The 14,750-nt window shown below is 60.3% G+C and carries 11 protein-coding genes; 1 reads left to right on the forward strand and 10 read right to left on the reverse strand.

Annotation, left to right across the window (positions count from 1 at the left end):
* Nucleotides 1-104 precede the first annotated feature (104 nt).
* The 8 genes from C7453_RS04775 to C7453_RS18660 form a co-directional block, all read right to left on the reverse strand.
* Nucleotides 105-1,541 (reverse strand): tetratricopeptide repeat protein, encoded by a 1,437-nt coding sequence (locus C7453_RS04775; protein ID WP_114726384.1) that lies wholly within the window; start codon nucleotides 1,539-1,541, stop codon nucleotides 105-107.
* Nucleotides 1,542-1,826: 285 nt separating this feature from the next.
* Complete coding sequence (locus C7453_RS04780) at nucleotides 1,827-2,924, reverse strand: flagellin (protein WP_114726385.1); 1,098 nt, start codon at nucleotides 2,922-2,924, stop codon at nucleotides 1,827-1,829.
* 23 nt (nucleotides 2,925-2,947) lie between these two features.
* On the reverse strand, nucleotides 2,948-4,600 hold the full coding sequence (locus tag C7453_RS04785; protein WP_114726386.1) for a flagellar hook-associated protein FlgK: 1,653 nt from the start codon (nucleotides 4,598-4,600) through the stop codon (nucleotides 2,948-2,950).
* Nucleotides 4,601-4,775: 175 nt separating this feature from the next.
* Nucleotides 4,776-5,519, reverse strand: a complete 744-nt coding sequence (gene flgF, locus C7453_RS04790; protein WP_114726387.1) for a flagellar basal-body rod protein FlgF — start codon at nucleotides 5,517-5,519, stop codon at nucleotides 4,776-4,778.
* Nucleotides 5,520-5,714: 195 nt separating this feature from the next.
* On the reverse strand, nucleotides 5,715-6,122 hold the full coding sequence (gene flgC, locus C7453_RS04795; protein WP_114726388.1) for a flagellar basal body rod protein FlgC: 408 nt from the start codon (nucleotides 6,120-6,122) through the stop codon (nucleotides 5,715-5,717).
* Nucleotides 6,123-6,138: 16 nt separating this feature from the next.
* Entirely contained in the window at nucleotides 6,139-6,555 is a 417-nt protein-coding gene (locus C7453_RS04800) for a flagellar basal body rod protein FlgB (RefSeq protein WP_114726389.1), read from the reverse strand.
* A gap of 122 nt (nucleotides 6,556-6,677) precedes the next feature.
* Nucleotides 6,678-8,837 (reverse strand): hypothetical protein, encoded by a 2,160-nt coding sequence (locus tag C7453_RS04805; protein ID WP_245948786.1) that lies wholly within the window; start codon nucleotides 8,835-8,837, stop codon nucleotides 6,678-6,680.
* Between the two features lie 675 nt (nucleotides 8,838-9,512).
* Complete coding sequence (locus C7453_RS18660; RefSeq protein WP_141288686.1) at nucleotides 9,513-9,761, reverse strand: hypothetical protein; 249 nt, start codon at nucleotides 9,759-9,761, stop codon at nucleotides 9,513-9,515.
* 636 nt (nucleotides 9,762-10,397) lie between these two features.
* Here C7453_RS18660 and C7453_RS04815 point away from each other — a divergent pair.
* Nucleotides 10,398-11,198, forward strand: coding sequence for a response regulator transcription factor (locus C7453_RS04815; RefSeq protein ID WP_114726392.1), 801 nt, complete (start codon nucleotides 10,398-10,400; stop codon nucleotides 11,196-11,198).
* Nucleotides 11,199-11,519: 321 nt separating this feature from the next.
* Here C7453_RS04815 and C7453_RS04820 read toward each other — a convergent pair whose 3' ends face one another.
* A complete protein-coding gene (locus tag C7453_RS04820; protein WP_114726393.1) occupies nucleotides 11,520-12,287 on the reverse strand; it encodes a flagellar hook assembly protein FlgD in 768 nt (255 codons plus the stop codon).
* A gap of 37 nt (nucleotides 12,288-12,324) precedes the next feature.
* Complete coding sequence (locus C7453_RS18665; RefSeq protein ID WP_141288688.1) at nucleotides 12,325-14,718, reverse strand: hypothetical protein; 2,394 nt, start codon at nucleotides 14,716-14,718, stop codon at nucleotides 12,325-12,327.
* Nucleotides 14,719-14,750 lie beyond the last annotated feature (32 nt).

Genomic DNA, 14,750 nt, shown 5'->3' on the forward strand with positions numbered 1-14,750 from the left:
GCCACTGCGCCGTATTTTTTTGGGGGGGGGGAAATGTCCGTTGCCTGATGCGACTGGCGACGCGACCGGAGCCGGTGCGGTGATCATACGCGTGACGGTTCAGTTCAGGCTGGTGGCCGGCGACGGGGTGTCGCGAGGACCTGAAGGTCAGCGACGATGTGGCGGATCGGGTCCGACCAGTCTAGAGGTGCGGCCTGCTGATAGATGCGCAGGCTGTCATACCATGGGGAATCGGTGCGGCCGGAAAGCCAGCGCCAGCATTGGTCGTAGCGGGACAGCATCCAGACCGGCTTCCCAAGTCCGGCCGCGACATGCGCGGTTGACGTGTCAACGGCGATTACCAGGTCGAGCGCATTGACCAGCGCGGCAGTGTCGCTGAAATCGTGCAACAAGGGGGTATGATCGACCAGATGCATACCGGTAGGCGGGGTTCGGGCCTGCCATGATTTTTCGCCGATTTGCAGGCTGTAGAAGAGAATATTCGCATCTGTCCGGGCTAGAGGCGCGAAGGTTGCAAGGTCGGTCGAACGTCGCCGGTCGGCCAGTTCGGCCGCCTGGATCTCGGGATGCGGAGCGCCTGCCCATACCAGACCGACGCGGAGGGGATCGGGACATGCGCCGTTTGCCGCGTCGTCCTGATGAAACATCTGGTGCCAAAAGGATGTCTTTTGCGCATCTGCGTGAAGAAAGCCGCCGGCGCCGGGAATGGTCGTCAGGGTCGTGCCCAGTGCGAAGGGCAGGCTGAGCACAGGGCATTGGAGGTCGTGCGGCGGCACCACATCGTCTTCGGAAAAAAACTGCTGTTCGGGAAAAGATTGCCGCAGCAGGGTCAGTAATTCCTTCCGTGCCCGGACGATGACATGGCCGCCCCGCTGAGCGGCCAAGGGAATGAAGCGGGAGAACTGGATCATGTCGCCAAAGCCGCCCTCGGTATGGATCATGAGGGTACGGCCAGGGAAATCCTCGCCCTTCCATTGTGGCACGGTCATGCCGTAGCTGCGCGAACTGTGCGTTGTCCAACGCCACTCATATTCTCGAAAACCGGCGAGATAATCGCCCTGCGCCAGTAGTGAGATGGCATAGTTGGTGCGTGTATGCACGTTGTCGGGTGTAAGCTGTATGGCGACCTGATGAAGTTTCTGGGCCAGTTCATGTGCGCCGCGATGGTCGAGAAGCAAGCCGAGATTGCTCAGGGCCAGGGCGTGCGCCGGATTGCGTTGCAGGCAGTTTCTGTATGCCGCGATCGCGTCATCGTAGCGTGCCTGGTGCAGCAATGTGTTGCCCAGGTTGGACCATGCATCGGGTTGGGTCGGGTCGAGCGCAATCGACCGGGTGAGGACTATGTATGCATCGTCAAAACGGCTGCTTGCGTTTAACAGTCCACCGTAATTGCTCAGAGTTCTGGGATCGTTCGGGGTGGATGCCAGCCGGATCTGATAGGCTGCTGCGGCCTCGTGCAGGCGTCCGGCAAGCTGCAATGCCTCGGCACTGTCTTCGGGATGAAGCGCCTGTTCCGCAGAAGACCCGACCGTCTGGGACATGACGTGCACCCCTTAATGCTCTTGGGAGAAGAAAAATGGCGACGGAGGTGCGCGATTTTTCGGGAAATCGGCCTGACGCCTGCATGTTCTGACGGAAGACGGAAGGATGCGCTTCAGAACGAATGAAAACAGCTGATGGCCGAACAGCGCCGACAAAGCCGGCATCGAAGAAAGAAGGTTGGGCCTGATATCGGCACGCTATCGTCTGGAGAGGAAACGTGCGGATATCAGGGTGCGTTTTTCTGGTCTCTAGATAGTGCGCGGAAAGGCTAAAACCTGCGAAGATTAGATATAATCCGCCAGCGTCATGCCCTTCATGTCGGCAACAAGCTTGTAGGATACTTCAAGCTGCAATTTGACGGATGCGACCTGGGTGGCAACGGTCGCGGCATCGACGCCCATGGAATCGTCAAGCTGATCTTCCAGCGTCGACTGGACATTGGTCAGCAGGCTCGATTGTGCCGTCAGGTTATTCTGGGTGGTGCCGACCGACGATTCCAGTTCGGTGAGTTGGCTGATGGTGGTTTGCAGTGACGAATAAAGCTGCTTCGCCATGTCTGAAAAGCCGTTTGTCGATGATGACATGCCACCCATGGCCGAGGTGATCATCATGTCGCGCATCAGGTCGCGGATCGGCGATCCCGTCGACGTCGAGGACGCTGCGGAGGTCGTCGAGCTTTGTGTTGCGACGATACCGACATTTGTCGTTGAATCGTTGTTCGTCACCGTTACACGCTGCTGGTCCTTGGCCGAATTGGCTGAAACTGAAATGGACGACGCAAAGACAGAGAGCGGATCACTGGAAGACGCATCGTTCGTTCCGGCAGCCGTCGTGGCCTGTTGCAGCGCCGATGTTGCTCCATCGGTGGCAAGCGAGTTCATGATCCCCGAGATCGTCGTTGCGAGCTTGCTGTTCGCGAGTGACCCTGAGCCGGTGATCGTCGGCGTATTGCTATCGGTTCCGGAAAAGACATAAGTCGATCCGCTGGTCGTATTGAGGACGCTCTTGAGGGCGGCCAGGGAGCTTGTGGCCTGTTCGGCAACGGCCGATACGGCGCTGGTCTCGGCTGTGCCGGAAACACTGAGCAGGCTAGTCGCCATGGCCTGGGCCTGTGAGACCAGTTGGGCCAGAGCGCTAGCCGTGACCGTCAGATCGGTCTGTGCATTCGTGATATTGGATTGCCAAGCCTTGATCTGGGTGATTTTCGGCGTAAGGCTGATCGCTGTTGATCGTGTGGAACCGATCCCGGCGAAGGTCGGGGCAATGGTGCCGTTGCTGGACTGCCAGGTCAGGGTTTCCTGCTGGAGGGACATGGCCTTGATGCCGGCGGAAAGAATCAGTGATGTCGCGCCGCCGCCATATTGATTGATTGCCGAGCTCATCAGTTTTCTATCCCGATCTTGAATTAGTTGATGGCGTTCAGAAACGCGGTGAACATCGTCTGGACCGCGGATACGATCTTGGCATTGGCGGTGTAGGCGTTCTGCAAGGCCACGACCTTGGCTAGTTCGTCATTGACGTTGACGCCCGATACATCGGCGACTTTTGCCTGCAGGACGGTCTGGACCGATGTGCTGGCTGTCAGGTTGCTGCTGCTCGCCGCGATGGTCGCGCCCTGGTCTGAAGTGAGCGCCGTTGCCAACTGAAGCAGCCCCTGGGAGCCGGTGTAACCGGTCGAGATATTTCCGTTCACACCCAGATTATTTGTCGGAGCCTCGAGATCCGGGCCGCCCGAACTGGTCTGGTCGCTGACATTGGCGGAACTGGTGCCGAATGCCTGGCTGAGAACCTGCTGAATGATGGTCGAATCGCCGGTCGTGGTCGTGCCGGTGGTCGTATTGGTGGCCGCCGCCGTGGTCGTGTTGCCTGAACTGTCGGTCGTGGTCGTCGTTGTCGTCAGCAGAGACGGCGTAGTGGCATACATGGTGCTGACGCTGATCGCGGAGGATAGGCCGACGATGCCGGCTGGCGTCGTTTGCGTCGTATTGGACGATTGAGCCACCGTCGTGCCCGTGGCGTCGGTACCGTTCGTAAACAGCGAGAGGCCTGCGTTATTGAAGCGGTTGATCAATGTATAGGAGAACGAATCCAACTGCGCCTGCATCTTCGGGTAGGTCTCGTCGCGCAGGGTAATGTTTGCGCCGAGCGTGCCGCCGGTGAGATGCGAGGTGATGTCCTTGCCGTTCAGCATGATGCCGGGGATCGCCGAGGTGCTGCCACCCGTGTAGGACATAGCCGATGTAACGGTCACGTCGCTGGTGCTGAGCGGCCAGGTCGTGGAAGGCAGCTTCTGTGAACTGTCGCTGAGTCCGATCTGGTCGGGACGGGTCGGCAGTTTCGTGCCGTCCTCGGTCCGGACGATCATGTCGCCGTTCGATGACTCGGAAAACGTGACCGACAGCTTCGACGACAGGTCGGTCATGACCCCCAGGCGCTGGTTCTCGAGATCGGCCGTATCGGAGCCGAGTGCTTTGAGTTTCGTGATCTGTTGGGAAAGAGTGCCGATCTGCGTCAGGTCGGAATTGATGTCCGGGACCGTCGATGCGACACTGTCCTGAGCATTCTGGCGCTGGGTCGCATAGGTCGATGCCAGCGTATGGATCGTATTGGTCAGGGACTGCGCGCCCGTAACCACCTCTGTCTGCGACACGCTCTGCAATGGTGTGGAAATCAGCGATGTCAGGTCGGCCTGCACATTGCCCAGTTGATCGGTCAGCGTATTGGTGGTGCCAGCCGCGGTGGTGTCTGTCGAACTTGCTGCGGTCGTGCCCTGGACCGCCGATAGCGCGGCGAGTGAATTGTCCATCGCGGTGTAGGAGGCGACCTGGGCATTCTGCGCATACAGGGCGGATTGCAGCGCCTGATTGATGTGCAGTTGCGTCGCACCGATGCGAACACCATTTCCGATGCCAGCGGTGACGGCACTCGTGACGGTGGCCGTCTCGCTTACATAGCCTGCGGTACTCTGGTTGGCGACATTCTGGGATGTGACGGAATATTGATATTCAATCGCATTCAGTCCGCTGGTGGCTGTCGAGAGAGAAGATAACAGATCCATTGTTGTAAAATTCCCTGTACCTAGCCACCTGTCCACGGAACATTCGCGTTTGCCGCCGAAGCATGGCGGACGACGAGACTATGTTATGGATTTTGCTATCCGTTAATGGTTTCTAAAAGGTTACGCGCAGTGCCGCCCGCTATCGCGGAACGGTCTTTCTTCAAAGCGACCTGTTTCAGGCCGACGGTTCGGCAGTGATCTTGTCGATCGCGTTCATGTTGCGGGTCGATTCGGTCTGTATAAGCTGGAATGTCAGATCATAATCGCGCTGGATCTCAACCATTCTGGTCGCTTCCGAGACCGCATTGACGTTGCTCGATTCCAGCATGGCCTGCCGGATCTCCGGACGGGCGACGGTATGGGTCTGGGTGGTTGGCCGAAGAAGAAAATGACCTTCGGGCATCAATGTCTGGGGATTGTCGACCGTTACCAGACCGATCGTTCCGATGACGCCGGTCTGGGTCGAGATGCTGCCATCGGTCGCGACAGAGAGCAGGTCTTCTTCGTTCTGCAGGACCAGATTCCGGCCGGCATTGTCCAGAACGGGATTGCCCGATCCGTCGACGATCGTACCATCCATGCGGCGGTGGAACTGGCCGTTGCGCGTCAGCCTGATTCCCTGAGTGGTCCGAACGGTAAAGTAGCCTTCGCCGTTGATGGCGAAATCGGTCAGGTTGCCGGTGGACTTCAACGGACCTTGCAACTGGTCGCGATAGGTTGCCTGATCTTGCGTGTAGGATTCCTGTTTGTCTCCCGGTAGGGTGTTCGGCCCTTTCTGTTTGACGAGATATTCGGAAAACAATTGCCTGCTCGCCTTGAAGCCGTCCGTGTTGGCATTGGCGAGGTTGTTGGCCGTTACATCGAGAGCGCGCGTCAATGTATCGAGGCGGGACAGGGCAATATAGGTGGTATTGTCCAATGTCGCTCTCCAGAAGGAACCGGGCGGAGTGCCCTCAGGCCGGTGTCCGCCCGATCATTTGACCAGCAAGCCCGGCAGGCGGAAACGGCGACGGACCATGCGTGCCAAGAGTAACGAATTGCTCGTGCAACGGCAACAGGTGAGGCGCGCGTCTGCGGCCTGTGGCGCTGCCAAATGACGCCGTCCGGCTTGTCCTTATTTCATCAGATTGATCGTGCGTGTCAGCATGGACCGCGTGATCTGCATGGTGTTGAGGTTGGCCTCGTACGAACGTTGCGCCTCATGCGTGTCCAGGATTTCGACCATCGCGCTTACGTTCGGCATCTTGACCAGGCCGTTGGCATCGGCTGCGGGATGGGACGGATCGTATTTTGTCTCGAACGGGGTCTGGTCCTGTCCGATTTCCTTGATGTCCACACCGGAAACGCCGGAGGTGCGATTCAGGGTTTCCTTGAACGTAATCGTCTTACGCCGATAAGGGTCTGCGCCGGCTGTCGTGCCGGTGGTTTCCTGGTTGGCCAGGTTTTCGGCCGCGACCTGAAGGCGCTTTGCCTGGGCACGCATGCCGGAGGCAGAGATGCCCATTGTATCGGAGAAATCCATGACAGGCCTCGTGCGATCAGGAGGATGAGGAGCCGAGGGCTATCGAGTACATCGACATATAGACGCTGTAGGCGTTCGTCGCGAGACGTTGCTGGTCGTTGGTGTCCGCGATCTTTTCAAGTTCGCCTTCGATGTTGACCTGATTTCCGTCGAGGGAGGTGTTGGTGCCTGTTCGCGTTGCGCTGCCGGCAGTGCTGCGTCCGGCCAGATGGCCCGGAGCGGTCTGTGCCAGCGTCATGGCCATCTGGTTTTGCAGCACACCCTGAAACGATGCGATGTCCTTGGGTGCATAGCCCGGCGTATTCGCGTTGGCGACATTGCCAGCCAGCACGGATTCGCGATTTTGCAGCCATTGCAGGCGGCGCCCGGCTAAGTCCAGCACATCGGTGCCGCTATGAGCCTGTGACATTTGGGATGACAAGGCTTCCAGCATACGCTGTCAATTCCCCTGGTTTTCGTTCTGGCTCAGATCCTGAGCGCGTGCTTTTCGTATATAGTGTGTATTGGCGTCTGAATAGCGTGCCTTTATGGCAAGAAGGCAGTTTTTTAGTCTGGTTAGAGGGGAGCCGTCGCGGGCGACGTGTCTGCGCCTCCGTCCGGCGACTTGGTCATCAGCCTGAACATGCGTCCACGATCCCCGTCCGGCATCCGGTCTCCGACGCGGTCGGCCACCCAGCCCAACAGGGTTTGATCGGCCGCCTGCGAGGCATCCGAGGCCAGGCGGAGGGCCAGGATCTGCTGGCTATCGGTCAGGGGGCCGGTTGGAGGGAGCAGGTCTGCTGCCATCTTGCGGACGTCGCTGGCCGCGGCTGCCCATTCGCCTTTCTGTTCATGCACGCGGGCCGTCAGGTCGAGCGCGGAGGTGTTCGCGCTGTTGCGGAGAAGGGTCAGGGCCTTGGCCTGGTCGCCAGTTGCAAGCGCGATGCGGGCGGTGAGCACCTGTCTGGTGGTCTTGATATCGTCCGGAAGGGAGGGATCGTCCGTGATCGTCAAAGCCTGCGCCGCCTCCTGGGGAAGCCTTCTTTCGATATTGGTTTCCGCCAGTGCCGCGCCTGCCAGCGCACGCAGATCGGGGGCGGTGAGCATGGGAATGGCATCGGAAAACGCCTGGGCCGCATCATCCGGCAGGCCGAGAGCGAGAAGCATCCTGCCGTAAGAAACCAGAATGTTGCCCTTCCGTGCTCCTGGCGGCAGATCGGGTAGATGGACCTTCAGCATCGCCGTATCGTGGAGAAGACCTTTCTTGTCCGATGCGGGCGGGATCGAATCGGCAATGCCGGTGAGGGCCTGGGACAGTAATGGCGCCACCATGTCCTTTGACGACGTGTCGGGATGCAGCCGGGCTGCGTCTATGGCCTGGAGTGCGTCGCTCCAGCGCTGAGTCTGCATATAGGCGTCGGCCTGCATCAGGCGGACTTTGGCCTCGCGGCCGGCCAGTCGCGCGTCGGGGATCATGGTTTCGAAGAGTTCGGCCGCCGCGTCCGGTTTGATGCGGCCATCGGCGAGTTCGATCGATGTTTTCTGTTCGAGCGCCTTTTCGGCGACCTGGGGATCGCGACTGTCGGCCAGTTTCTGGAACGCGGCATAGGCAAGGTCCCGCTTGCCGGAGCGCATCTGTCTGAATGCTGTTGCGAGTTGATAGGCAGAGCCGGTGGGCAGGTCGTCCAGCGCCGCGAGATCGTCCGGCGTGCCGTAACGGGCGATTTCCTCGGAGGCTATGGGCAGGAGTACATCGCGAACCGGGGTGGGGTAGGATTTGAGCCGCGCGAAATCGCGAGCCAGCAGTTGGGCCGCTGCCACGTCATTCTCGCCGGTGGCGGCCAGATAGAGCCCCTGCCATAGCTGGGTCGCGCGCTTCTGGCTGGCAGGCCAGGGGCCATTGAGCATCGAGGCGCCGTCCATGTCGCCGCACAGCAACTCGGCGGCGCCCAGAAGGAACCGGACGTCGGGCAGGGCGGCTTCTTCCGGGTCGTCCTGGAGGGCGACGGTGAGGATGCCGCGGGCCTCGACGAAGGCACCGAGGCTGAAGGCGGCTTTCGCCGCCTTCAGCCGCTGCGTGAACCGATGGAAAGGATCCGAATCCGCGGCGGCGAGAAGAGCGGCGTGATAGCGTCGGGTCAGGGCGTCGAGGGGAAGAGTCTGCAGCCCCAGCCATTTCAGATCGACATCGTTGGCATAGGCGGCTTCGCCGTGATCCAGAAAGCCCTTGCCGTCCTGGGTCAGGAGGATGCCGCTGGGGACAGGTTTCAGGTCAATGCGTGGCGAGTGGGCCGCGATCACGACGCCTTCCGACGTCGGCCATACGTCATAGCCGTCGCCGTTTCGCAGGGAGAGAATACCGCCATCGTCCAGGATCGACGTGCCGACCAGCAGCCGGTCTCCGGACGCGGGATCCGAGATCGAAAGGACGCGACCGGATCGGCGCATCGGATACAGGATGCCGCTGTCGGTATATTGCGGATTGATCACGCGCCTGTCGTCGTAATGGTCGCCTGGAGGCGGCTTGTCGCCCAGCACCCACCCTTCCGCCTGCTGGGAAAGGTAGAGACGTCGCGTATCCGGGAGGCGGACCTGGATCAAGGTCGCGTCCGGGAGGGTCTTGACGGACAATGTCGAGAAGAGGCCGTCACCGCGCAGGGCGCTGGTATCCATCGGCTCCGCATTGTCGACGACAATAATGAATCTGTCGCCGCTCTGGAAGGCAGCGATGCCCATGTGCGACGGCACCGGAAGCAGAATGCGGCTGGTGGACGCAACGCTTTGTGGGGGAGCCCCGGCACCGGCTGTCGCGGGCGTCCTCGATGAAGATACGCGTGACGCCTCTTTCGTACCGCTCTTCGCGGTGGCTGGTCCGGTGGAAGGTGTCGCGGCTGGCGGCTGCGGAGGGTCCATGAGCGTTGCCCGCCAGGAGGAGGGCAAGCCCTTGAGCAGGATCGAATCGGGCAGTTCGACATCCTGCGACGGATCGGGCGTCGGCTTCGCGGCTGGAACTGCAGGTGCTGGGGGAGGGCTGGAAGACGAGGCGGCGTTTCGTCCGGTATGGCGGTGGGCCGTCGCATGTGGATCTGCCGCCATGGCGGACGGAAGGGTGGAGCAGGACAGACATACGAGGACTGAAAGCGTGACACGGTGTCTTACGCGGGAAGGTCGGCTGAAAGGCACGTGTCTTTAATCCTGACGGGGAGTATTTCCCCGCTGTCTCGAGGTCATCGTCTCTGAACGGATCTTATCGCTAGATGTCCGCGAAGACAGGATTGGAGTAGCCATGTCGTCAGACGGGACGCTGTGGATCGATCGGGAAGAACAAAGCCGGACGGATTCCATCTGCCAGCAGGCCGGTCATACGGCAAAGCCATGCTGGCAGCGAATATGCCGGCCGGCGGCGATCGATCAGGCGAAGAGATCAACGGCGCTGGCTGTCGCGGATTCCTTCTTGTTCTTCGTGCCGGTCGGCACCATCTGGCCGCTGGCGTCGAACTTTATGGACGAGGACGAACCATCAATGCCGCTGGAACTTATATTGACGCCAGTCGCTGCGGCATGCGCGGGGCGCGCGCTGCGGTAGGCGACGTGAGAGGCCGTCGAGGTCGCTTGGCGGAGGCTGGACGCGAGAAGCGAGGCAGCCGTGGTGTCAACCATTTCGTTATCCTTCAAAACCAGAAAGCAAAATAAATTCCGGCTGAAAACGCAGCCGCGAGATGCCTCACATTCCCGATCCGCCGGTGTGCCGGGCGGCAGTCATATGGTCCAGCCACGAGGGGCTATAAGGCAGATTATCCCTGATAAGCGTTCCCTGTCGGACAAAGTGCGTCTTTCCCGGACCCAATCCAGTTATGCGGCTACACGTCCCGGCTTTCGTTTCGAGGAAACGCGGTGCGAAAGCTACAGAAATGATTCAGTCATATCTCATAGTATAACCGAACTATGCTCCCTTCAGTTTATGAGATGGCTGCGGCTTCGCCAAGATGCTTTTTTGCTGTTCAGGGCGTGCCGCCGATAATCGTTCAAGGCTGCGGAGCCTGTGCAGTTGTTGCTGTCTGTGGCAGGTATGTGAAGGCTTGGGGACAGGGTAGTGTTCTTCCGATGATAACGGTGCTGCCGTGATGTGTCGGCCTTGACACTTGCCGCTATATGGGGACTTTTGGACACACCACCTAGTTCCGATATTGAACAGACGTGGCTGTCTGGCGGAAGCAGCAGAAAATTGGATAGAGGACAAGTATAGTCCTATATTTCCTCGCGATAAGCGACCATATATTTGAGGCGGAAGTGGATATGCGCGTACTCTGCGTTGGCGAAGATTCGACTCGGGGAAATGGTCGACCCTACGAGGGATTGTCCAAGGCCGCGGTGGATGGGTCGGTCTCGATAACGATGTCGGGTTCTGCCGGAGTCGTGGAAACATTGCGGCGGTCGCATTACGATATCGTCGTCATCCAGCAGGCTTCACCCGATATGAAATTGCTGCGTCATATCCGCAACAGCCGGGTGCCGACGCCGGTTATGGTCATTGCCCTGACGTCAACGCCATTGGAAGTGGCCGAACTGCTATCTATCGGTGCCGATGATTGTGTGCTGGCTTCGGTTGATCCCGCGGAGCTTCTGGCCCGACTGCGCGCCATTGTCAGGCGGGTCAGCGGACATGACAGCCTGACCCTGCATATCGGCCGCTTGACGGTTGGTGTCGACAGACGGGAAGTTCATGTCGATTCCAAGCCGGTGCCCTTGACGCGCAGAGAGTACGACCTTGTGGAACTGTTGGCCCTGCGCAAGACGCAGGTTCTGAGCAAGGAAACGGTTCTGGATAGCCTCTATGCCGGGGAAAGTGAGCCCTATGGCAAGGTTATCGATGTCATGATCTGCAAGATACGTAAGAAAATGCGCAATTTCGGCATTGATGAGCCGTTTACCACCCTGTGGGGAATTGGCTACCGGCTGAATGAGGTGGCGTTTGCTCCGCTGGGAGCGAGAGCGAATGCCGTAGAAAGCCGGACCGGACAACCCGCGAAGGAGTCCTGTATTCCGGTCATGTCCGGCATCAACATCATGTCGTCGACGACGTTGGATCTTGTGTAATTTGCGGCAGGGGCAACGCACGCCGGAATGTGTCTGATGGCTGGATTGCCCGGAGCCGCGCGCGGGCGATAGGCTGGCGCGTGCTTCCTGTAAATTGCCTGTTCACGGCAACGGAATCTGGAGGGACTGTTTCAAAGTGGCCCACTGATGTCGATCTGGTGGCGATGCTGTGCGCTTCGTGACGGGCCGGCCATCAAGGCGCTTCCGTTCCAATGCTCAAAAAACACCCCCGGACGCATGGTGCACGTCATGCGTCCTCGCGATCGGGATTGTCCGGGCTGGGGGCCTCTTCCGGGGCATGATGCCGGAAGAGGCGCATTTTCAGGAACTGGCGCTGCTTGAACCGGTGCTGCTTGTGGTGCCCGATGAGATGTTGGTTACGTTCGACATCGGGATGGTGGCGCTGCCCATTTCGAGTTCCATATCGGAATCTCCTTTTTGGACGCCGGTGATGGTTCCCGTTACGGTGAAGGGAACGCTGGATGTGGTCCCGGTGGAACTGATCGTCTGTACCGAAACGCTATAGGCGCCGTCAGCTAGTTGGTTGCCGTTATTGTCGGTGCCGTCCCATGTCCAGGTGTTGGTGCCACTGGCGGCGGTTGCGACGACATCCTTGACAATGGTGCCGGCGGAATTGGCCACTGCGATGGCGACCGTTGAGCCCGATGTGCCGGAGAAGCTGAGCGAGGCGGAGCTGTTCTGAAGCGGCAGCGTCGTCGTGCTTGCGGTTGCCTTCTGGCCGACCAGCGCGGTGCTGTCGGTCATCTGGCTGCTTTCGTTCAGCGAGATCAGCGAGGAGAGTTTCGAATTCGTCTCGACCTGCTGCTCTACCCCGGCAAACTGCGCGAGTTCCGACGTGAAGGTGTCGGTATTCATCGGGCTGCTCGGGTCCTGATGCTGCAACTGCGTGGTCAGGAGCGACAGAAAGGTGGTGTAGTTATTCGCCAGAGAAGACAGGGCCGAAGTCGTGCTGCCGCTGCTGCTTGAACTCGAACTGCTGGAAGCGGATGTGTTCGCGGCACTCTTGGCGGCTGCTTCCGCTGCCTGAATAAGCTGGGTCTCGTTGCTGACACTCGATGTCGTCGTCATTTGCCTGTTCCCTTTCTCCCCGCGACGGCCATTGGGGTCATGCGGTAATGTTGACGCCGCTCCCGGCATAGGGGCCGGACGGTCTTGTGGAATGCGAGCCGCTTTGCGTCTCGGGATTGCCTGCGCCCTGGTCGGACGCGATGCTATTGGTGCTCCCGGCGCTGCTGCCGTACGATTGCTGACCGTTCTGCCCAGAGCTGCCGCCAGACATGTTGCCGGAAAAACCGCCATTATATGCGGTGCCGTCGGCATTCTGGTTTTGGTTCTGGTTCTGAAAATTATCGCCATTGTTGCTGCTGGCGGTGACAACGTCAATTTTCAGGTTGCTCACATCCACACCGGCGGCGCTGAGTGCCGCGACGAGTTCGTGTCTGTTGTCGGCCATGTGGCGTGCGGTGCCTGCGTCTTCGCTTTGAAGAAAGACCCCGGTTGTCAGGCCATCTGTACCTTCGAGACGCACATGCACTGGAGTGGAATCGTCGGTCATGATGGTCATGGAAAGAGATGTCGATCCGTCATCGGATTGTACCGTAAGCGGGGAAGCTATCGTCTTGCCGTCCGTTTCACGCGACGTACCAGTCTCTTTCGAGGTGAAGTCCCCCTGGGGTGCCGACCCCGTATCGTTCAGCGCGGTTACAAAGGCACCGGACGGCGTGAGGCTAAGGGGCAGATTGAGGCCGGTGGTTGTCCACGAGGCAGTCTGGGCGTTCGCTTCGTCGCGATTGTCCTCGGCGGAGGCGGATTCTCCATGCGTGCCGCTATGTCCGCCTGATTGTGTGGCAGGGCCGTCCGAGCCGTCGGGAAGAGGCGTGAGGCTGGAGACCGGAGCTGTCGCATCGTCAGGCGAAAGTGATAGCGCGGCCAATGCGGGGCTGCGGCGCTGAGTGTTCTGATTCGCTGAGGCGGATTGCCGGAGCGGCGAGGACGATTCGCTGGTCGCGGATGCCGTGGCGACGGTCGCACTGTCTTTCTGGATGGAAGACGTGTCATGCGATGCATGGCTGCGGTCGTTTGCCGTAGTTGCAGAGGCCGGGAGCGCCGATTGCCCTGCGGGAGAGGTGGTAGCGGTCAGGAACTGCGGGCTGTCCGGCGTTGGCGTGGTACTATTCAGGGGGGCAGCTGCCGGCGTGACTGTAGTGGACTGGGGCGCGGCGTTGGCTAGGGTTTGCGGGCTGTCCGGTGTTGGCGTGGTGCTATTCAGGATGGCGGTTGCCGACGTAGCTGTATTGGACTGGGGCGCGGCGTTGGTCAGGGTCTGCGGGTCGTCGGGCGTCTGCGCGGCCGTGGTGCTGTCCTGGGGGGCTGCTGCCGACGTGGCTGTATTGGACTGGGGCGCGGCGTTGGCCAGGGTCTGCGGGTTGTCGGGCGTCTGCGTGGCCGTGGTGCTGTTCCGGATGGCGGTTGCCGACGTGGTTGTAGCGGGCTGGAGCGCAGTGCTGGCCAGGATCTGCGCGTTGCCGTTCTGCGTCTGCGTCGATGTGGCCATCCTGCTGTTCTGAGCGGTTGACACCATTGTTTGCGATGAGGTGGAGACCAGGATCTGTGGGGTGGCCGGTAACTGCGTGGAGGCGGCCTGGCCAGCCGCGCGTGCCATGCTCTGCGTCGACGCGGTTGTGGGATTGCTCTGGGTGGTTGCCGCAGAGGACGTCGCTGCAGACTGAGAGGCGGTGGTCGTGGCCTGCTGGTTGTCCGGAACCTGGGCCAGGATAGCGGCGAAGGAATTCGGATCGGTCATTGCAGTGTCGGACGGAGTCGCGAGTGCGACTTGCGGCTCGGACATGGATACCGGGGTCTGCTGGCTTGCGGCGATCTGTGCGGGAGCAGAGGGCGACTGAGACGACGGGGGTACGGAGATGGCGGCGTCTGTCTGGTTGGCCGGCCCCTGTGGCTGCGATGACGAAGGAGGAAGGTTCTGCTGCAGTCCGAGGGTCTGAGACAGGATGTCTGTCAGCAGGCTCTGGTTCTGAGACGTCAGATCGGATGTCGTGGCGGTGTCGGTCGCTGTGTCCGGATCGGATTTGACCTTTTTCGCCTGACTGGCCGTGGATTGATCGGGTGCGGTATCCGTTGTCTTGGTAATTTGTGAGGACAGCGCGGTCGTAACCGTGGCTGCCGGCAGGTCGGTGGTCTGTGCCGTGTTTTGCCCGGCCCGATTGTCGGCCGGGCCCTTCGATGTCGTCTGGGGGGCGTGGGCAGCCGTCTCATGGGCGCCCGCATGGTCCTGCGATCCGCCAGCATGTTCGTCTTGTGCGTTCTTCAGGTGGGCACTGAAGGAGGCCTGCCCGTTGGAGGGGCGCCGTGTCGTCCGGGACCGGGATGTCGCCGCCCCGGAGGTGGCGGAGCCAGAAGAGACAGGGAGCGGCGAACCGGCTGACGAAGAGGCGAGCGCCTGATCCGTTTTCGTCGAAACTTTTGACATCGTAATGCCCATCGGACGTACCGTATTCCCTGTCGTCATTCCGC

This window comes from Gluconacetobacter liquefaciens (genome assembly GCF_003350405.1).
GTDB lineage: Bacteria > Pseudomonadota > Alphaproteobacteria > Acetobacterales > Acetobacteraceae > Gluconacetobacter > Gluconacetobacter liquefaciens.

Coding starts and splice junctions, on each gene's coding strand:
- C7453_RS18660 (WP_141288686.1), bottom strand. CDS start 9,761: ATGGTTGACACCACGGCTGCCTCGCTTCTCGCGTCCAGCCTCCGCCAA.
- flgC (WP_114726388.1), bottom strand. CDS start 6,122: ATGGATTTCTCCGATACAATGGGCATCTCTGCCTCCGGCATGCGTGCC.
- C7453_RS04820 (WP_114726393.1), bottom strand. CDS start 12,287: ATGACGACGACATCGAGTGTCAGCAACGAGACCCAGCTTATTCAGGCA.
- C7453_RS04785 (WP_114726386.1), bottom strand. CDS start 4,600: ATGGATCTGTTATCTTCTCTCTCGACAGCCACCAGCGGACTGAATGCG.
- C7453_RS04775 (WP_114726384.1), bottom strand. CDS start 1,541: ATGTCCCAGACGGTCGGGTCTTCTGCGGAACAGGCGCTTCATCCCGAA.
- C7453_RS04815 (WP_114726392.1), top strand. CDS start 10,398: ATGCGCGTACTCTGCGTTGGCGAAGATTCGACTCGGGGAAATGGTCGA.
- C7453_RS04805 (WP_245948786.1), bottom strand. CDS start 8,837: ATGGGCATCGCTGCCTTCCAGAGCGGCGACAGATTCATTATTGTCGTC.
- C7453_RS04780 (WP_114726385.1), bottom strand. CDS start 2,924: ATGAGCTCGGCAATCAATCAATATGGCGGCGGCGCGACATCACTGATT.
- C7453_RS04800 (WP_114726389.1), bottom strand. CDS start 6,555: ATGCTGGAAGCCTTGTCATCCCAAATGTCACAGGCTCATAGCGGCACC.
- C7453_RS18665 (WP_141288688.1), bottom strand. CDS start 14,718: ATGGGCATTACGATGTCAAAAGTTTCGACGAAAACGGATCAGGCGCTC.